Annotated in this window: 14 protein-coding genes; 4 read left to right on the top strand and 10 right to left on the bottom strand. The window is 73.2% G+C overall.

Annotation, left to right across the window (positions count from 1 at the left end):
• Positions 1–39 precede the first annotated feature (39 nt).
• A complete protein-coding gene (locus AC0VYN_RS28765) occupies positions 40–813 on the top strand; it encodes an IclR family transcriptional regulator (protein ID WP_475533304.1) in 774 nt (257 codons plus the stop codon).
• The gene (locus AC0VYN_RS28760) at positions 810–1,658 is read left to right on the top strand and encodes an SMP-30/gluconolactonase/LRE family protein (RefSeq protein WP_475533303.1); all 849 of its coding nucleotides are present in this window, start codon (positions 810–812) and stop codon (positions 1,656–1,658) included. Before AC0VYN_RS28765 ends, AC0VYN_RS28760 begins: the two co-directional genes overlap by 4 nt.
• Before the next feature lie 20 nt (positions 1,659–1,678).
• On the opposite strand, the gene AC0VYN_RS28755 is transcribed toward AC0VYN_RS28760, so the two are convergent.
• The 4 genes from AC0VYN_RS28755 to AC0VYN_RS28740 form a co-directional block, all read right to left on the bottom strand.
• Positions 1,679–3,082: an NAD(P)/FAD-dependent oxidoreductase gene (locus tag AC0VYN_RS28755; RefSeq protein WP_475533302.1), complete on the bottom strand. Its 1,404-nt coding sequence runs from the start codon at positions 3,080–3,082 to the stop codon at positions 1,679–1,681.
• A 55-nt stretch (positions 3,083–3,137) separates the two neighbouring features.
• Positions 3,138–4,325, bottom strand: a complete 1,188-nt coding sequence (locus AC0VYN_RS28750) for an MAB_1171c family putative transporter (RefSeq protein ID WP_475533301.1) — start codon at positions 4,323–4,325, stop codon at positions 3,138–3,140.
• Between the two features lie 61 nt (positions 4,326–4,386).
• On the bottom strand, positions 4,387–5,586 hold the full coding sequence (locus AC0VYN_RS28745) for an MAB_1171c family putative transporter (protein ID WP_475533300.1): 1,200 nt from the start codon (positions 5,584–5,586) through the stop codon (positions 4,387–4,389).
• Positions 5,583–6,107 (bottom strand): toxin, encoded by a 525-nt coding sequence (locus tag AC0VYN_RS28740; protein WP_385466598.1) that lies wholly within the window; start codon positions 6,105–6,107, stop codon positions 5,583–5,585. The genes AC0VYN_RS28745 and AC0VYN_RS28740 overlap by 4 nt, the downstream gene beginning before the upstream one ends.
• A 495-nt stretch (positions 6,108–6,602) precedes the next feature.
• Between AC0VYN_RS28740 and arfA the strand changes: the two genes are divergently transcribed.
• Positions 6,603–8,108, top strand: coding sequence for an arabinosylfuranosidase ArfA (arfA, locus tag AC0VYN_RS28735; RefSeq protein ID WP_475533299.1), 1,506 nt, complete (start codon positions 6,603–6,605; stop codon positions 8,106–8,108).
• 2 nt (positions 8,109–8,110) lie between these two features.
• Here the strand turns inward: arfA and AC0VYN_RS28730 are convergent, their stop codons facing one another.
• Positions 8,111–10,843, bottom strand: a complete 2,733-nt coding sequence (locus AC0VYN_RS28730) for a beta-galactosidase (protein WP_475533298.1) — start codon at positions 10,841–10,843, stop codon at positions 8,111–8,113.
• Between the two features lie 96 nt (positions 10,844–10,939).
• Between AC0VYN_RS28730 and AC0VYN_RS28725 the strand changes: the two genes are divergently transcribed.
• Entirely contained in the window at positions 10,940–11,398 is a 459-nt protein-coding gene (locus AC0VYN_RS28725; RefSeq protein ID WP_385466607.1) for an RrF2 family transcriptional regulator, read from the top strand.
• 45 nt (positions 11,399–11,443) lie between these two features.
• Here AC0VYN_RS28725 and AC0VYN_RS28720 read toward each other — a convergent pair whose 3' ends face one another.
• The 5 genes from AC0VYN_RS28720 to chvE all read right to left on the bottom strand — a co-directional run bounded on the left by AC0VYN_RS28720 (position 11,444) and on the right by chvE (position 18,402).
• On the bottom strand, positions 11,444–13,099 hold the full coding sequence (locus tag AC0VYN_RS28720; protein WP_475533297.1) for a pyridoxal phosphate-dependent aminotransferase: 1,656 nt from the start codon (positions 13,097–13,099) through the stop codon (positions 11,444–11,446).
• A 152-nt stretch (positions 13,100–13,251) separates the two neighbouring features.
• Positions 13,252–14,400 (bottom strand): aldose epimerase family protein, encoded by a 1,149-nt coding sequence (locus AC0VYN_RS28715; RefSeq protein ID WP_475533296.1) that lies wholly within the window; start codon positions 14,398–14,400, stop codon positions 13,252–13,254.
• A gap of 65 nt (positions 14,401–14,465) precedes the next feature.
• Positions 14,466–15,710: a multiple monosaccharide ABC transporter permease gene (mmsB, locus tag AC0VYN_RS28710; RefSeq protein ID WP_189227971.1), complete on the bottom strand. Its 1,245-nt coding sequence runs from the start codon at positions 15,708–15,710 to the stop codon at positions 14,466–14,468.
• Positions 15,707–17,257, bottom strand: coding sequence for a multiple monosaccharide ABC transporter ATP-binding protein (gene mmsA, locus AC0VYN_RS28705; RefSeq protein WP_475533295.1), 1,551 nt, complete (start codon positions 17,255–17,257; stop codon positions 15,707–15,709). Before mmsA ends, mmsB begins: the two co-directional genes overlap by 4 nt.
• 32 nt (positions 17,258–17,289) lie before the next feature.
• Positions 17,290–18,402, bottom strand: a complete 1,113-nt coding sequence (gene chvE, locus AC0VYN_RS28700; protein WP_475533294.1) for a multiple monosaccharide ABC transporter substrate-binding protein — start codon at positions 18,400–18,402, stop codon at positions 17,290–17,292.
• Between the last annotated feature and the right edge of the window lie 15 nt (positions 18,403–18,417).

Below are 18,417 nucleotides of genomic sequence, written 5' to 3'. Positions count from 1 at the left end.
GACCGCAGGCGCCTGAGACACCTAGGGAGGGGGCCGGACATGGGACGTCTCGTACCCGCCGTGACCCGGGCTCTCGACATACTGGAGCTCTTCCTCGACGGGGACGGCACGCTCTCCGCCCCCGACATCGTGCGCAGGCTCCAGCTGCCGCGCACCACCGTGCACGAACTGGTCACCACCCTCGCCGCCCGCAAGTACATCGTCCCCGTCGCGGGCCAGCCCGGACGGTACCGGCTCGGGGTGCGTCCGTACCAGCTCGGCGCCCGCTACGCCGAGCACCTCGACCTCGCCGCCGAGGGCCAGCAGGTCGCCCGGAGCGTCGCCGAGACCTGCGACGAGACCGTGCACGTGGCGATCCTGGAGGACACCGACGTCATCTACATCGCCAAGGTCGACTCCACGCACGCGGTGCGCATGGTGTCGGCGGCCGGGCGCCGGCTGCCCGCCCACTGCACGTCCGTCGGCAAGATGCTGCTGGCCTCCCTGCCCGAGCCCGAGGTCGCAGCCCGCTTCCCCGACGGCGCCGAGCTGACCGCGATGACGCCGAACAGCATCACCGACCCGGCGTCGCTGCGCGCGGCCCTGGCCGGGATCCGCGAGCGCGGCACCGCGGTGGAGAACCGCGAGTCCAACCCGGACGTCTCCTGCGTGGCCGCCCCGGTCCGGGACCGCACCGGCAGGGTCGTCGCCGCGCTGTCGATCTCCGTGCCCATGATCCGCTGGAGCGAGGAGCGCCGCGCCGAGCTGGAGGAGCTCGCCGTGAAGGGCGCCGCCGACCTGTCCGAGCGCCTCGGCCACCGGAGCCCGGCATGACCTACGAGGTGGCGGTACGGGCCGAGGCCGCCCTCGGCGAGGGCCCGACCTGGGACGCGGACGCGGGCCGGCTGATCTGGGTGGACATCCTGGGCAGCCGCGTGCACACCTACGACCCCGTCTCCGGACGGAGGACGGTGCGCACCACCGGGCAGCACGTGGGCGCGGCCAAGCCGCGGGCCGGGGGCGGGCTCGTCCTGAACCTGCGCGACGGCATCGGCGTCCTCGACCCCGACGGGACCTTCCGCCTGCTGCACCACGACCCCGTCCCCGGACGCCGGGCCAACGACGCCGCCGTCGCCCCCGACGGCAGCCTCTGGGCCGGCACCATGCGCTACGACGAGGCCCCCGGCGGCGGCACGCTCTCCCGCCTCACGGGCGACGGCACCGTGACGACCGTCCTGGACGACGTGGCGGTCAGCAACGGCACCGGCTGGAGCCCGGACGGCCGGCTGATGTACTACGTCGACTCGCCGACCCGCCGGATCGACGTCCTCGACCACGACGCCGCCACCGGCCGGGTCTCCGGCCGGCGCCCGTTCGCCGCCGTCGAGGAGGACGCCGGCTTCCCGGACGGGCTCGCCGTCGACGCCGAGGGCTGCGTGTGGGTGGCGCTGTGGGGCGGTTCGGCGGTGCGCCGCTACACGCCGGACGGCGCCCTGGACCGGGTGGTCGGTCTGCCCGTCCCGCTCGTCACGGCCTGCGCGTTCGGCGGCGCCGGCCTGACCGACCTGTACGTCACCACGGCCCGTACCGGCCTCACCGCCCCGCACCCGCTCGCCGGGTCGGTGCTGGTGGTGCCCGGAGCGGGCCGGGGGCTGCGGCAGCCGGCGTTCGCCGGCTGACCGGGGCCCTGCCCGGCGGATCAGGCGCCGGTGCGGTCCAGGGCGCGCAGGATGTCCCGTTCGGACGGGGTCAGCGGCGGCTCGGTCGCCGGGGGCAGCGGGGGACCGGCCAGCGCGGCCAGCAGGGCGGCCGGGCGCAGCACACGGGACGGGCCCGCCAGGATGCTGGTCACGTCCCACAGGGCGGCGGCCGCCGGAGGGGAACCGGCCGCCGTCCGCGTCAGGCGCCGGGTGTACGCGGCGACGAGACGGTCGGCGGCGTTCGGACTTCCGCCGCGCGTGTCCGGGTACCTGACGTCCTGTCCGACGGCCATGGCCCACGCCGCGTCGACCGACCGGGCCGCCCGGCGCTGCACGCGGCGGGCGAGTCCGGGCGCGGTGGGGCCGGCCCGCCGCACCTCCCCGGCCAGGACGCGCGCGCCCAGCGCGGCCACCGACATGCCCTGCCCGTAGGCCGGGTTGAAGGTGGCCAGCGCGTCGCCGAGGACGACGAGGCCCTCGGGCCAGTGCCGGGCCTTCTCCACGTAGCGCCGCACGTTGCTGGTGCTGCGGCTGACGTGCACCCCGGTGAGCGGTTCGGCGCCCGAGACCAGCCGGCCCACGATCGGGTCGGGCAGCTCCAGCGCGTACCGCAGGAAGCCCTCCGGGTCCGCCGGGGGCTCGCCGCCCCGCGTCCCGGCGAGGCTGACCATCCAGCGGTCGCCCTCGACGGGCAGGACCATGCCGCTGCGGCCCGGCCGGGACACGTACGGGTCGGCCTGCACGACCGTCAGCGGGAACCGCCCGGCGCCCTCCGGCACACGGTAGACGCGGGTGGCGTTGACCAGGCCGGAGTCCACCGTCCGCTCCCGGACGCCGGGCACGCCGAGGCCGTCCAGCCAGGTGAGCAGCCGCGAGCCGCGACCGCTCGCGTCGACGACGAGGCCGGCGTCGAGGACCTCGTCCCCGGTGCCGTCCGCCGCCGCGACGCGGACACCCGTGACGCGCCGCGAACCGCCCGTCGGTTCCCGCACGACGGCCCGGCGGACGTCGATCCCGGCCCGTTCGAGGACCGCCCGGCGTACCGACCAGTCCAGCAGCGCCCGGCTGCACGTGATCATGGCGGGGCCCTCGTGGCGCCAGCGCCGCAGCCAGCCGTCGGGCGTCAGCGCCAGCATGCCCGAGCTCAGCGGTATCTCGTGCGCCCCGGCCGCGAGCAGGCGCTCGCGCATCCCGGCGCCGGGGACGAGGTCCTCCATGGCGGCCAGGCCCCCGGCCATCAGCAGATGGGCGTGCCGCCCCTGCGGCAGGCCTCGGCGGTGCTCCGGCCCGTCGGGCAGTTCGTCGCGCTCCAGCACGACGACCTCGTCCACCGCGGTGGACAACGCCGCCGCGGCCAGCATGCCGGCGAGCCCGGCACCGATGACGACAGCTCTACGGGACATGGGTCTCCTCCGGTTCGGCCGGGCCACGGCCAACTTCCGCCGGACCCGGGCGGGTTCAGCCGTGGGTCCAGCCGTGGGCGGCCCTCACCGTACCCTCGCGCACGGTGGCGCCGGCCGGAGAGGCCGCCAGGGCCCGGGCCAGCTCCACCAGACCGCCCGGGCCGGGGACCTCCGTGGCGTGCAGCCGGTAGGCGCTCGGGGTGTCCAGCGGCGCCTGCCGCTCGGCGGCGCGGCGCGCGGCGTCGGCGAGCATCGCCGCCTCGGCGGCCAGCCGCGCCTCGTGGGCGGAGCGGCCCGCGCGCAGGGCGGCGTCCCGTTCCCGTTCCCGCACCCGGTCGTCGAAGTACGGGGCCAGGGCGAGCAGCGCGTCGTGGATCGACACCTCGCGCCACTGGAGCCGTTCCCGGGGAAGCTGCCACCAGGAGGCCGGCGGCTTCGGGGCGGTCGGCACGAACCGCAGCAGCGACCACAGCGGGCCGAGCCCGCGGTAGTCGTCCAGCCCCCGCCACTGGGCGACGAGCGCCGGCAGCAGCCGCGGCAGCACGAACCCCGCCGAGCAGGTCAGGGCGCCGAGCGAGGCCATGGGCGGGGCGAGCGTCGTGGACAGGAAGTCCAGGTCGTGCCCCTGCCAACGGGCCACGACCGCGGTGTACTTGGCGAGCTGGAAACCGACCACGTCCAGCAGGCTGCCAACCAGGATCAGCCGCAGCCCGGTCCGCAGCAGCCCGTCGACCTCCCGCAGCCACCGGACGCACACGGCGCACATCACCAGCGTCGCGGCGCTGTGCCCGAGCAGGTACAGCAGGATCATCTCCCGCATGTACGGGGTGTTCGCGTAGTACGTGTCGAGGTCGGTGAGCCGTTCCGTGTGCGCGTCGGCGAGCACGAACAGGGCGACGAGCGCGACGATCAGCAGCCCGTAGGCGGCCATGCTGCGCAGCACCCGGCGCCGGATCCGCGCGCGCGAGCCGCCCCGCCAGTTGATCAGCAGCACGAGCAGCGCGCAGCTGTAGGCCGACAGCATCCCGTACGTCAGGGGCGCCCCGAAGTTGGGTACGCCGGTGAGGTCGTTGACGGCGGCGAGGGTCAGCGGGGCCGCGCAGACGAGGACCAGGGAGCCGAGGACGATCGCCGCGCAGGTGGACAGGGCCAGCGGGCTGCGGACCGGCCCGCGCGGCCGGCGCAGCAGCACCAGGCAGGACAGCCCGAACGCCCCGGCCGCCAGATACACGACGAGACTCATGCCGGACAACTTCCCTCCCTCGTCGGCCGGTTCAGGCGCGCCCGGTCCACTCGCGTGCGGTTCATGCCCCGCCCGCCGTGGCCGCGGCGCCGCGTTCCCGGGCCGCGGCGGCGGGACGGGCGGTGGCCAGCGCGTCGGCGACACACACCAGCGCGGCCGGTCCGGGCAGCCGCTCGGGCAGCCGGCCGGCCGGGCCGGGGCGGGCGCCGCCGTGCGTCCTGCCCGCAGGAGTGTCCCAGAGTTCCCTCGCGCGTGCCGCCGAGGCCACCACCACCGCCCACGCGTGCGCCTCCGCCCGCTCCCGGTCGCCGGTGGCCCGCAGCACGGCCTCGTGCGTGCGGTCGTACAGCGCGCCGTCGAGATGCGGGGCGAGGTGGCTCAGGGCGTTGTGGATGCTGGTCTGCCGCCACACCAGCCGGGTCGCGGGGGAGGACAGACGGGGCCGGGGCAGCCGCAGTGAGCGCCGGGTGAGGACGTCGTCGAGCACCCGCTCCAGCGGGGCCAGCCGCGCGTACGCCCGCCCGGCCCGGCGCCACTCGGCGGCCCGCGGGACGACCAGCGGGATCAGTATCCCGGCGACGGTCAGGAAGGCGCTCACCGCGGCCGCCGCCGGGGAGATCCCGGTGACGAGCACCGCCCAGTCCCGCCCGCTCCAGCGCGCGGCCACCGCCGCCAGTTTGGCGACGCTGTACCCGGCGTTGCACAGCGTGCCGGCCCCCAGGACCGTCAGCCCCACCCGCAGCGGGCCGTGCACCTGCCGGGCCCAGCGCAGCGCCGACACCGTGGTGACCGTGACCGCGGTGAGGTGCCCGGCCAGGTACAGCACGATCATCTGGCCGATGTACGGCGTCGTCGCGTAGTAGGTGTCCAGGTCGGTCCGGCGCTCCACGGGCGCGTCGCCCAGCGCGAAGGTGACCGCGATGCCGAGGACGACGAGCGTGTGGGCGAGGATCCAGCGGCGGGCGACGACGCGCACCCGGGGCCCGCCCCGCCAGTGGACGACCAGCACCAGGGCGGCGGCGCCGTACGCGGTGATCGACGCGTACGTGAGCGGCGCGGCCAGGTTCGGGATGCCGCTGAGCCGGTTGACGGCGCCGACGGTGGGCGGGGCGCCGAGGAGGAAGCAGAGCCCGGCCAGCCCCAGCACCGCGCAGAGGGAGCGCAGGTAGGGATCGTGGCGGTGACGCACGAGATCGGGGGTCCGGGCGGCCAGGCCGAGCCACAGCACGGCGCAGCTGATGTAGTTGGCCAGGCCGTTCACCGGTGGGGTCCGCGGTAGTTGAGCGCGGCTCCGATGCGCCCGGCCAGTCCCTCGGCGTCGTCGTCCCGCGCCGCGTACACGGAGTCCCGCGGGGCCTCCAGCCAGCCGCGCAGCCGACGGCCCATCAGCATGCCGAAGCGGTCGGCCTCCTGCTCCTCGGTCAGGCTGAAGTCGGTGCGCGCGGCGACGGGCCGGGGCGGGGCGTCCCCGGCCGGGGACGGGTCCGCGTGCGGCGTGTGCCGGCTCATGTGCCACACCTCGTGGCAGAGGATCACGATCTGGTGCCACACGGCGGCCCGCCGGTCGACCACCACGACGTCGTGCGTACCGGCCTCCAGCCAGAGCCCGCTGGCGGTGTGGGGCGGGAAGGTCTCCCGGCGGACCACGATCTCGCGGCCCCGCCACTGGGCGACGGACGCGACGAGCGCGTCGAACAGGGCTTCCGGGTCCGCGGGGACGGGTACCCGGATGGGGTCGATGAGCGCGTCGGCGAGGCGACGCATCTGCCTGCTCGTGCGCACCGTTCTCCTCCCGGGTTCCGTTCCGCTCGCGGGGGTGCCGCGCGATCCCGCCCCCCTGCAATATGCCAAGACTCCGGTCCGCCCGGCCACCTCCGCGACCGGGTGGTCCCGGTGCCCGGCGGGCGGGTGCCGCGGCTGCCCGGCCCGGGGTCCGGCGGACCGGTCCGCGGCCCTGCCGAGGTTACGCGCCGGGGTCCGCCCGCGTCCCGCGATCCGGAGACCGTCGTTCCATAAGAAACGACCTCCGCCGCCCGAACGGAAAGTCCCGCTCGGCTTATTGACGTGGGCGCGCTCCCACCTTACGTTCCGTTCGAAGTGACGAGCATGATCCGAAATCTCGAACAATGAGGCGAGGCGAGGCGAGGCGAGGCGAGGCGAGGCACGGGACGGCCCGGTCCGCGCCGCGGGCGCTTCCCGGCCGCGGCGGGTGGTCCGGCGGTCGCGCGAACACCGGCCTCGCCGGCCAGTGACCGAACCCCGCTCCGGAAGGAACTCATGCGAACAGCCCGCTTCACCCTCGACCCCGCCTTCACCGTCGGCACGGTCGACCCCCGCCTCTTCGGCTCGTTCGTGGAGCACCTCGGCCGCTGCGTCTACACCGGCATCCACGAGCCGGGCCACCCCACCGCGGACGCCGACGGCCTCCGGCAGGACGTGCTCGAACTGGTCCGCGAACTCGGGGTGACCGTCATCCGCTACCCCGGCGGGAACTTCGTCTCCGGCTACAAGTGGGAGGACTCCGTCGGCCCGGTGGAGGACCGCCCCCGCCGCCTGGACCTGGCCTGGCGCTCGACGGAGACCAACCGCTTCGGGCTGTCCGAGTACATCGCCTTCCTCAGGAGGATCGGCCCCCAGGCCGAACCGATGATGGCGGTCAACCTCGGCACCCGGGGCGTCGCCGAGGCCCTCGAACTCCAGGAGTACGCCAACCACCCCTCCGGCACCGCCCTGTCGGACCTGCGCGCCGAGCACGGCGACAAGGACCCCTTCGGCATCAGGCTCTGGTGCCTCGGCAACGAGATGGACGGCCCCTGGCAGACCGGCCACAAGACCGCCGCGGAGTACGGCCGCATCGCCGCCGAGACGGCCCGCGCCATGCGCCAGATCGACCCCGGCGTCGAACTCGTCGCCTGCGGGTCCTCCGGCCAGTCCATGGAGACCTTCGCCGCGTGGGAGGCGACGGTGCTCGAGGAGACGTACGACCTCGTCGACCACATCTCCCTGCACGCCTACTACGAGCCGCTCGACGGCGACGTCGACTCCTTCCTGGCCTCCGCCGTGGACATGGAGTCCTTCATCGAGAACGTCGTCGCCACCTGCGACCACGTCGGCGCCCGCCTCAAGTCGAAGAAGAGGATCAACCTCTCCTTCGACGAGTGGAACGTCTGGTACATGTCCCGGTCCCTGTCCGAGGTGAGCGCCCTGGACTGGCCCGAGGCCCCGCGGCTGCTGGAGGACAGCTACGGCGTCACCGATGCCGTCGTCCTCGGCTCGCTGCTGATCGCCCTGCTGCGGCACGCCGACCGCGTCACCGTCGCCTGCCTCGCCCAGCTCGTCAACGTCATCGCCCCGATCATGACCGAACCCGGCGGCCCCGCCTGGCGCCAGACGACCTTCTTCCCCTTCGCCCAGGCCTCCCGGTACGGCCGCGGCGAGGTCCTCGACGTCCGGGTGGACTCACCGGCGTACGAGACGAGGAAGTACGGGGAGACCGACCTGCTGCACGCCACCGCCGTCCGCGCCGAGGACGGCACGGTGACCGTCTTCGCCGTCAACCGCTCCCGCACCGAGCCGCTGCCGCTCGAGGTCGCGCTCGGCGGCCTCGGCGTCACCGGGGTCGTGGAGCACAGCGTCCTCGCGGACGCCGACCCCGACGCCCGCAACACGCTCGCCGAGCCCGACCGGGTCGTCCCGCACCCGGTCACGGGCACGGCCCTGGCGGACGGCAGGCTGACCACCGTCCTGGAGCCGCTGTCCTGGAACGTGATCCGGCTGCGCTGAGCTCAGGGCTCCCGGCGGCCGGGGGAGGCGACCGGGGCCACCGGCACGCCTCCGGCCGCGCTGCCCAGCAGCGTGAGCCGTACCGAACCCGGCCCCGCCGGGGTGCCGCCGCCGGCCAGCACCGCCAGCGCGAGGGTGTTGGCGGCGGCGCGCGTGCGCAGGATGCCGTTCGGCAGCACGAGCGTGCGCTGCGGGCTCTTCCCGCCGTTGACGTACTCGCCCATGTTCCAGCCGTTCAGGAAGACCTGGACGCGGTAGTCGCGGGCCGGGTCGTCGTCGAAGGCGAGACCGACGGAGGCGTCCACGTCCGGCGGGACGTCCAGCCGGAACACCGTCCGGTACCACGCGACGCCCTGCCGCCGGTCCGCGCGCGGCAGGGACACGGACTCCCAGCCGCCGTCGTCGTACCCGGGCAGGTGCCAGCCCTTGCGCTCCCCGTACAGCCCGCCGTTGTTGAGCGGCCCGCGCACCGGGTCGGGGGCCGCCGCGCCCCGCACCCGCCAGTGGACGGCCGGCGAGGCGCCCCGGAAGACGACCGACGTGAGCCCCCGGGCCGCCCGGCCGTCGTCCTGCCCGCGCTGCGTGCGCCGGACCAGGACGGACAGGAGGGGGGAGTGCGGCCGGCCCCCGTCCAGCCGCTCGCGCAGCCGCTCCGGCACGAGGAAGCCGGCCGTGTCGCTCCACGTGCCCTTTCCGTCCTGCCGCGCCACGTCGTGGGTGCCCAGCGGCTCCCCGTCCAGCCAGGCCATGAGCATCCCCCGCGCGCCCGTGGCGGCGGTGAGGGAGACGGACTCCAGGCCCGCGGCGCCGGTCAGCCGGCCGCGGTACCAGACGTCGCCGTAGTGGTAGCCGTAGTCGTCGGCGAAGAGCACGGGCTGCTCCTCGGGCACGCGCGTCGTGCTGTGCGACGTCCGGCGGTCGGCGACCGTCCAGCCCGAGTCGTCGTAACCGGGCTCGGCCTCCGGGTTCTCGTCCCGGCGCCGCCAGCCGTCCAGCGCGGGCAGCGCCGGCTCCGTCACGCCGGGCAGCGGCCGCCGCGACCGCAGGCTCTGGGCACGGCTGACCGACGTGGCGACCGCGCGGCCGTTCCAGGTGACGTCGGTGATGCCGCGCGGCGCCCACACCTCCAGCCCGTAGGCGTCGACCATGTCGCCGGTCAGCCGCACCGTGTTCCCGTCCAGGGCGGCGTCGCGCAGCAGCGCCGGGCCGTACACGAGCCCCTTGCCCGAAGGGGTCTCGTACGGCCACAGCCGCAGGGAGGTGGCGTCGTCCGCGAAGAGCAGCAGCAGCGTCCGGTCGGAGCCGCCGCTGCGCACCCGCACCCGGGCCAGGCCGTCCGCCCCGAGCGGCACCGTCACGTGCAGCTGCTCCTTGTCGTACGCCCAGGCGGCCTCCTCGTCCAGCCGGGTGGGCCACGGCTCCTCCGGGCAGTCCAGCACGAGGTGCGCCATCTCCCCGGCCCGGCCCACGAAGGCGGCGATGTCCAGCCGCCCGACGCCGAGGGTCAGCATGGGCTGCACGGTGGCGTGGGCCAGCTTGCGTCCCCCGCCCAGGTCGAGGCCGGCGGCGAGCATGCGGGCGTCCCGCGCGGGCACGGTCACCGGCACGTCCGTCCCGCCCAGCGGCAGCGTGGACGTCACGGCCGCGGCGGAGTCGTTGCGCAGGACGTACACCTGGGCGCCGGTGTCCGGGTTGGTCAGGTGCCGCACCTGGATCCGGGCGTCGCCGGCCCGGACCGCGGGAGCCTCGTCCAGCCGCGCGAAGTCCGGGACGTGGCGCAGGAGATGCCCGATCTGGTGGAGCGGGGCGAGCCGTTCCGTGGGCCTGCGCGCCTCGTCGATCGCGGCCGCCGGGTCGTACGTGGGAGTGGGCGCCGACGGCGCGGCCAGCCAGCCCCACGAGGTGCCGCCGAACGCCGTGCCGACGTCGTGCAGCGTGACGCCGTCGGCGAGGTGGGCGAGATGGACCCGCCGGGCCTCGGCCGCGTCCGCGCCCCGGTGCGCCTCGCCCCGGGCGAGCGGGGAGTCGTCGTGGAGGAGGGGCACGTCGATGCCGTCCGCGCGGACCTTCTCCCGGAGGCGGGCCAGCGCGTCGGGCCGCGGGGCGTCGAGGCGGTAGAGCAGGACCGTGCCGGTGCCCCGCGTGTACTGGTGCCGGGCCACGACGGCGTTGACGCGGGTCAGCCACTCGTCGGCGTGCCGCAGATACGCCGGCCCCGCGGTCCGGGCGTCGGTCCCGGCTGCCGTCAGCCAGCCCGGCAGACCGCCGGCGTCGACGTCCGCGCCGATGTGCGGGCCCGGCCGCAGGACGACGTACAGGCCGGTCTCGGCGGCTGTGCGCAGGAACAGGTCCAGGTCGCGGACGCCGGTGAAGTCGTAGTGGCCCGGGGCGGGGGAGTGCTGGTTCCACGCGAGGGGCACACCGACCGCGTTGAAGCCGTGCGCCCGCATCTTCTGGAGCACGTCCCGCCACAGGGACGGACTCGGCAGCCGGAACGGCTGCAACTCGCCGGCCCACAGCACCAGGCGCCTGCCGTCGACCAGCAGGGAGTGCCGGTCGAAGGCGATCCGGTGGCGCACCCCGTCGGCGCCCGGCGGCGCGGGCGCCGGGCCGGTGGGCACGGGCCCGGGCGCGCCGGAGGCCGGCACCGCCCCGCCGCTCACGCTGCCGCCGAGGGCGAGACCGAGGACGGTGGTGCCCGCGAGGGCGCTGAAAACTCGTCTGCTGAGCTCCACGGGAGCCTCTCCTGTTGCCTGTACCGCCGGTGCCGGTGCGTCGGCCGGGACACCTGTGCCGGGCCCATTGTCCACAACGCCCCGCACAATGGACGTATGAGGATCTCGGCACGGGCGGACTACGCGGTACGGGCGGTCCTGGAACTCGCCGTCCGTCAGGGCGACTGCCCCGTGAAGGCGGAGACGGTCGCCACCGCCCAGGACATCCCGCACAAGTTCCTGGAGGGCATCCTCGGCGACCTGCGCCGGGGCGGCATCGTGGAGAGCCGGCGCGGCGGGGGCGGCGGGTACCGGCTGGCGCGCGAGGCGTCGGCGGTCACGGTCGCGGACGTCATCCGGGCGGTGGACGGCCCGATCGTCTCGGTCCGCGGCGAGCGGCCGACGGGCCTCGTGTACACGGGCACGGCGGGGCCGCTGCTGCCGCTGTGGGTGGCGCTGCGCGCCAACGTCCGCCGCATCCTGGAGGGCGTGACCATCGCGGACCTGGCGGCGGACGCGCTGCCCGCCCCGGTGCGGGAGCTGGCGGCGGAACCGGCGGCGTGGGAGAACCCGTAGGACGGCCGGGTCACGGTCAGTGCGTGGCCCGCCGGGCGGCCGGGGTCAGCCCGTGCGGCCCATGCCCGCCGCGTCCGGCCAGGCCCGCGGACCCGGGCGGCCCGCCGCCGGGACCGGGTCCAGGCCGTTGGTGCCCCGGACCTGGGCGGCCGTGAGACCACCGCGGGCCGGGACACCGGGCGGGGTGGGGCCGGTGGGCGCCGGATACGCGGCCGCCGCGGCGGCCGGAGCCGGGGCGGGCACGGGCTGGGTGACCGGTGCCGGGTGGGGGATCGGCACCGGCTGTGGATACGGCGGCGCCGGCTGGGGGAACGGCGCGGGGAACGGCACCGGTTGCGGCTCGGTCGGCACCCGCGTCGGCACCTCCGCGGGCACCTCCGCCGGCACCGGTATCGAGCCGGGCACCGCCGCCGCGGGGGCGACGGGCACCGCGGCGGGGAGCGGCATGCCGGTGCCGGTGGCCGGAGCGGCGAGCTGCCGCAGGCCGGCCCCGTTGGTCTCGCTCATCAGGCGGTCCACCGCCGCCGTGCCCGAGCTGTAGCCGGTCCCGGTGGCGGGCCCGGGCACGGCGGCTCCCCTCCCGGTCCCGTAGAGCACCTGTTCCAGGCCGGACACCAGGCGGCGCACGTCCGCCCGGGGGCGCACCACGAGACGCAGGAAGCGGCTGGAGGACCCGATCTTGTTGCCGCACTCGCGGACCAGGACCCGGTGCTCGGTGAGCATGCGGTCCCGGACGACGGTGCCCTCGGCGCCCACCGGGAGCCGGACGAAGAGGAAGTTGCCCTGGGAGGGGTACACGGTCAGGCCGGGCAGCGCCGAGAGCTGTGCGGCCATCTCCAGACGGTCCCGGCGGACCTGGTGCAGGCTCTGCGCGTACTCGGGGCCGTGGTCGCGCAGCATGAACACCACGTGCTCCGCGAGGGAGTTGAGGTTCCACTTGGGGAGCATGGCGCGCACCCGCCCGGCGAGCGCGGGGTTGGCGACCAGGTAGCCGAAGCGGATGCCGTGCAGCCCGAAGTTCTTGCCGAGGCTGCGCAGGACGACGACGTTGGGCCGCAGCATCGCCTCCTGGACCACGCTGGGTTCGGCCTCGGCGTCGGCGAACTCCAGGAAGGACTCGTCGACGACCACGAGGTCCCGGTCGGCCATCGCGTCCAGGAACTGCACGAGCGCCTGCTTGTGCAGATAGCCGCCGTCGGGGTTGTTGGGGTTGCAGACCACCACCGTGCGCGTCCCCCTGGCCCGGACGAACTCGGCGTACTGCGCGAGGTCGAGGGCGAAGCCGCCGGACTCCTGGAGCGGGAACATGTCGACCCGCTTGCCGGTCTCCATGGGCTGGTCGGTCCAGCGGCCGAAGGTGGGGACGGGGACGGCGAGCGAGTCGCGGACGAGCAGGTGGTCGATCCAGGTGATCAGCTCGGTGGAGCCGTTGCCCATCGCCACGCACTGCGGGGGCAGTCGCAGCAGTCCGCACAGCTCGGCGGTGATGGTGTCGGCGCCGCTCGGGTAGTACGTGATGATCTCGCGCAGCCGGCCGGCCATCTCGTCGAACATCGCCGGGGTGGGGAAGTACGGGTTGCAGGGGATGCAGAAGTCCACCGGCCCGGCGCCCGCCCCGTCGCCGCTCTCCCGCGTCAGCGCCGCCATGGACGGGCTGTGCGCCGCGGTGCTGCGGAACAACGAGGTGACGCTGCCGGACAAGGGGGACCTCCGTCGGTGGACGGCCCGCGCGGGGGAACGCGGGCCGCCCTCACATACGGAGGCGGAGGGGGCGCCGTTCAACTCGTGTGAAGAAAGTGTGTCCCTCCCACGGCGTCACGGCGTCACGGCTTCGCCCCCCACGGCGTCGCGGCTCACGCGCCGAACGAGTGCACCGTCGTCGTCCGGTACGTCTGCCCCGGCCGCAGGACGGTCGACGGGAACGACGGCTGGTTCGGCGAGTCCGGGAAGTGCTGCGTCTCCAGGCACAGCGCGTCGCCCTGCCGGTAGACGGAGCCGCCGGTGCCGGTCAGCGTGCCGTCGAGGAAGTTGCCGGAGTAGAACTGGAGCCCCGGCTGGTCGGTGGCGATGCGCAGGGTGCGGCCGGAGGAGGCGTCGCGCAGGGTGACGACGTGCTCGGGCCGGTCGGTGATGCCCTTGTCCAGCACCCAGTTGTGGTCGAAGCCCTTGGCGGTGACGAGCTGCGGGTGGCCGTCCCGGATGTCCCGGCCGATCGGCTTGGCGCGGCGGAAGTCGAACGGGGTGCCCGCGACCTTCGCCAGCTCGCCGGTGGGGATCAGCCCGGCGTCGGTGGGCGTGAACCGGGAGGCGGCGATCGACAGCTCGTGGTCCTCGATCGTGCCGCTGCCCTCGCCGGCCAGGTTCCAGTAGACGTGGCTGGTGAGGTTGACGACGGTGGCCTTGTCGGTGGTGGCCTCGTAGTCGATGCGCCACTCGCCGCGCCGGGTGAGCGTGTACGTCACCTCGGCCCTGAGCGTGCCCGGGTAGCCCATCTCGCCGTCGACGCTGGTGTAGTGCAGGACCAGGCCCACGTCGGAGCCCCGGGTGAACGGCTCGACGTCCCACACCCGGTAGTCGAAGCCCAGGGCGCCGCCGTGCAGGGAGTTCTCGCCGTCGTTGACGGAGAGCTGGTACTGCTTGCCGTCCAGGGTGAAGCGGCCCTTGGCGATGCGGTTGCCGTACCGCCCGATCAGGGCGCCGAAGTGCGGGCTGCGGGCCACGTAGTCGTCGAGGTTGTCGAAGCCCAGCGAGACGTTCTCGTAGCGGCCCCGGCGGTCGGGGATCTCCAGGGACTGCACGACGCCGCCGTACGACAGGACCCTCATCCGCGTGCCGCCGTTCTCCAGCGACCAGCGGTACACCTTCGTGCCGTCGGCGAGCCTGCCGAAGAGCTCCTTCACCGGCTTCCTGCCTCCCATGGCGTGCGCCGTGCCGCCGAGGGCGGTCGCGGTGATGCCGGCGGCCGCGGCGGATGCCATGACCGTGCGTCTGCTCAGTTCCATTGCGGCTCCTTGTACTTCCGTGGAAGAAGCGGGCCCCGCCCGGAGGGGGCGGGGCCCGAAGTGACCTACGAACCGACCTTGCGCTTGTTCCACACGTCGAACCCGACCGCCGCGAGCAGCACCAGGCCCTTGATGACCTGCTGCCAGTCGGTGCCGATGCCGACGAGGTTCATGCCGTTGTTCAGCACGCCCAGGACCAGACCGCCGATGATCGCGCCGAGGACCGTGCCGACACCGCCGCTCATCGACGCGCCGCCGATGAACGAGGCCGCGATGGCCTCCAGCTCGAAGTTGAGGCCTGCCTTGGGCGAGGCCGCGTTGAAGCGGGAGGCGAAGACGAGACCCGCCAGGGCCGCGAGCATGCCCATGTTCAGGAAGACCAGGAAGGTGACCTTCTTGTCCTTCACGCCCGACAGCTTGGCCGCGGGCAGGTTGCCGCCGATGGCGTAGATGTGGCGGCCGATGATCGCGTTGCGCATCAGGTAGCCGAAGCCGACGACCAGCACGCCCAGGATGAGCAGCACGATCGGGGCGCCCTTGTAGCTGGCGAGCAGCAGCGTGACCACGAGGACGGCGGAGACCAGCGCGACCAGCTTGAGCAGGAACAGCTTGGCCGGCAGGACGTCCAGGGAGAACTCCTGCTGGCGCCCCCGGTCGCGGACCTCCTGGAAGACCACGAAGGCGATCAGCGCGAGACCGAGCAGCAGGGTGAGGTTGTGGTAATTGGTGTTCGGGCCGACCTCGGGCAGGAAGCCGTTGGCTATCTTCTGGAGGTCCTTCGGGAACGGGCCGAGCGTCTGGCCCTTCAGGAAGATCTCCGTCAGACCGCGGAAGAGCAGCATGCCCGCGAGGGTCACGATGAACGACGGTATGCCGAGATAGGCGATGAAGAACCCTTGCAGGGCCCCCGCGACCGCGCCGATGGCCAGGCACAGCACCACCGCGAGCGGCCAGGACAGATCGTGTTCGACCATCAGGACGGCGGCCATCGCGCCGATGAACGCCGTCAGCGACCCGACCGACAGGTCGATGTGGCCCGCGATGATGACGAGCATCATGCCGATCGCGAGGATCAGGATGTAGCTGTTCTGCAGCACCAGGTTGGAGACGTTGCGCGGCAGCAGCAGGTCGCCGTCGGACCAGACGGCGAACAGCGCCACGATCAGGCCGAGGGCGATCAGCATGCCGTACTGCCGCATGTTGCGGCGCATGCCGTCCAGCATCAGCTGCAGCAGGCCGCCCCCGTCGGCCGAGGCGCCTTTGCCCGGTGGTGCGGGGGCCGGGGTCTTGGCGGTCACGTCCGTGCTCATCGGGTTACCTCTTTGTCCTTCGTCATCTGACGCATCAGCGCTTCCTGCGACGCCTCGGCCCGCGAGAACTCACCCGTCAGCCGTCCCGCGGCCATCGTGTAGATGCGGTCGCACATGCCGAGCAGCTCCGGCAGTTCGGAGGAGATGAAGACGACCGCCTTGCCCTGGGCGGCCAGCTGGTCGATGACCGTGTAGATCTCGTACTTGGCGCCCACGTCGATGCCGCGGGTGGGCTCGTCCAGGATCAGCACCTCGGGACCCGCGAAGATCCACTTGCTGAGGACGACCTTCTGCTGGTTGCCGCCGGACAGCTTGCCCACCGGCTCGAAGACGGTCGGCGCCTTGATGTTCATGGACTTGCGGAAGTCCTCGGCGACCTGCCGCTCCCCGTGCTCGTCGACGACACCCCGCTTGGCGACCTTGCCCAGCGCGGTCAGCGAGATGTTGCGGTTGATGTTGTCGATGAGGTTCAGGCCGTAGTGCTTGCGGTCCTCGGTGACGTACGCGATGCCGTGTTTGACCGCGTCCGGGACGGTCCTGGTGCGGATCTCGGTGCCGTCGCGCAGGACCGTGCCGCCCGCGTATCGGCCGTAGGCGCGGCCGAACACGCTCATCGCCAGTTCCGTGCGGCCGGCGCCCATGAGACCGGCGATGCCGACGATCTCTCCGCGCCGCACCTCGATCGACACGTCGTCGACGACCTTGCGCTGCTGGTCGAGGGGGTGGTGCACGGTCCAGTTGCGGATTTCCAGGGCCGGTGCGGCCCCTGCCTCCGGCTGGTGCGGGGTCCGGTCCGGGAAGCGGTTCTCCAGGTCGCGGCCGACCATCCCGCTGATGATCCGGTCCTCGGTGGTGTCGGCCGCCTTGACGTCGAGCGTCTCGATGGAGCGCCCATCGCGGATGATCGTGACCGAGTCGGCGACCCGGCGGATCTCGTTGAGCTTGTGGGAGATGATGATCGACGTCATCCCCTGGTCCTTCAACTGGAGGATCAGGTCGAGGAGTTTGCCGCTGTCCTCGTCGTTGAGCGCCGCCGTCGGCTCGTCGAGGATGAGCAGCTTCACCTTCTTCGACAGGGCCTTGGCGATCTCCACCAGCTGCTGCTTGCCCACGCCGATGTCGGCGACGCGGGTCTCCGGGTGCTCGTCCAGACCGACCCGGCGCAGCAGCTCGGTGGCGTGCCTGAGCGTGTCGTTCCAGTTGATCAGCCCGCGCTTGGCGTGCTCGTTGCCGAGGAAGATGTTCTCCGCGATGGAGAGGTACGGCACCAGCGCCAGCTCCTGGTGGATGATCACGATGCCGTGTTCTTCGCTCGCTCTGATGTCCCTGAACCGGCAGGTCTCCCCTTCGAAGAGGATGTCCCCCTCGTAACTGCCGTGCGGATGGACGCCGGAGAGCACCTTCATCAAGGTCGACTTCCCGGCGCCGTTCTCGCCGCAGATGGCGTGGACCTCGCCCTGGTGAACGGTCAGCGTGACGTCCGACAGCGCTTTGACACCGGGGAAGGTCTTGACGATCGAGCGCATTTCCAGGACGGGTCCCGCCATGGTCGTGCCTTCCAATCCTTGGGTGGGCCCGGTTACTTGAGGTCGTTCTCGGTGTAGTAGCCGTCGTCCACGAGGGCCTCCTTGTAGTTGGACTTGTCGACGCTGACCGGCTGCAGCAGGTACGCGGGGACGACCTTGGCACCGTTGTCGTAGGACTTGGTGTCGTTGACCTCGGGCTTCTTGTCATTCAGGGCGGCGTCGACCATGTTCGCGGCGACCTTGGCGAGCTTGCGCAGGTCCTTGTAGACGGTCTGGGTCTGCTCACCCGCGATGATCGACTTCACCGAGGCGAGTTCCGCGTCCTGACCCGTGACGACCGGCAACGGCTTGCCCGCGGAGCCGTAGCCGTCCGACTTCAGGGCGGACAGGATGCCGATGGAGATGCCGTCGTACGGCGAGAGCACCGCGTCGACGCGGGCGCTGCGGTAGCTGGAGGTCAGCAGGTCGTCCATGCGCTTCTGCGCGGTGCCGCCGTCCCAGCGCAGCGTGGTGACCTGGTTGAGGGCCGTCTGCTTGGACCGGACGACGAGCTCGCCCTTGTCCATGTACGGCTTCAGGACGTTCATCGCGCCCTGGAAGAAGTACCTGGTGTTGTTGTCGTCGTTTGAGCCGGCGAACAGCTCGATGCTGAAGGGGCCCTTCTTGGAACCGTCCTTCAGGCCGAGCTTGTCGGCGATGTAGCCGCCCTGCAGTTCGCCGACCTTCTCGTTGTCGAACGAGGCGTAGTAGTCGACGTTTTCGGTGCCGAGGATCAGCCGGTCGTAGGAGATCACCGGGATGTCGGCGTCCTTGGCCTGCTGGAGCACGTTGTTGAGCGACTTGTTGTCGATCGCGGCGACGATCAGCGCGTCCACGCCCTGCGTGATCATGTTCTCGATCTGGGAGACCTGCTGGTCGGGGTCGTCCTCGCCGTAGACGAGCTTGGTCTTGTACCCCTTGGCCCTCAATTCCTTCTCGACGTTGGCGCCGTCGGCGATCCAGCGCTCGGAGGACTTGGTCGGCATCGCGATGCCGATGGTGGCGCCTTCGGCGCCGCCCTTGTCGTCCTCGCCGCCGCCCTCGCTGTTCTGGCCGCAGGCGGTCAGGGTGAGGGCGAGGGTGGCGGCCGAGGCGATGGCTGCGAGTGCGGCTCTGCGGTTGCGCATGGTCATCATCCTTGA

Source organism: Streptomyces sp. 63XJN7_1_ISO-PGPR-S23-121, from assembly GCF_056173025.1.
The sequence above is the reverse complement of the archived record's forward strand: the minus strand, read 5'-3'. Positions and strand labels throughout refer to the sequence as shown.

Coding starts and splice junctions, on each gene's coding strand:
- chvE (WP_475533294.1), bottom strand. CDS start 18,402: ATGCGCAACCGCAGAGCCGCACTCGCAGCCATCGCCTCGGCCGCCACC.
- AC0VYN_RS28750 (WP_475533301.1), bottom strand. CDS start 4,325: ATGAGTCTCGTCGTGTATCTGGCGGCCGGGGCGTTCGGGCTGTCCTGC.
- mmsA (WP_475533295.1), bottom strand. CDS start 17,257: ATGGCGGGACCCGTCCTGGAAATGCGCTCGATCGTCAAGACCTTCCCC.
- AC0VYN_RS28760 (WP_475533303.1), top strand. CDS start 810: ATGACCTACGAGGTGGCGGTACGGGCCGAGGCCGCCCTCGGCGAGGGC.
- AC0VYN_RS28765 (WP_475533304.1), top strand. CDS start 40: ATGGGACGTCTCGTACCCGCCGTGACCCGGGCTCTCGACATACTGGAG.
- mmsB (WP_189227971.1), bottom strand. CDS start 15,710: ATGAGCACGGACGTGACCGCCAAGACCCCGGCCCCCGCACCACCGGGC.
- AC0VYN_RS28725 (WP_385466607.1), top strand. CDS start 10,940: ATGAGGATCTCGGCACGGGCGGACTACGCGGTACGGGCGGTCCTGGAA.
- arfA (WP_475533299.1), top strand. CDS start 6,603: ATGCGAACAGCCCGCTTCACCCTCGACCCCGCCTTCACCGTCGGCACG.
- AC0VYN_RS28755 (WP_475533302.1), bottom strand. CDS start 3,082: ATGTCCCGTAGAGCTGTCGTCATCGGTGCCGGGCTCGCCGGCATGCTG.
- AC0VYN_RS28715 (WP_475533296.1), bottom strand. CDS start 14,400: ATGGAACTGAGCAGACGCACGGTCATGGCATCCGCCGCGGCCGCCGGC.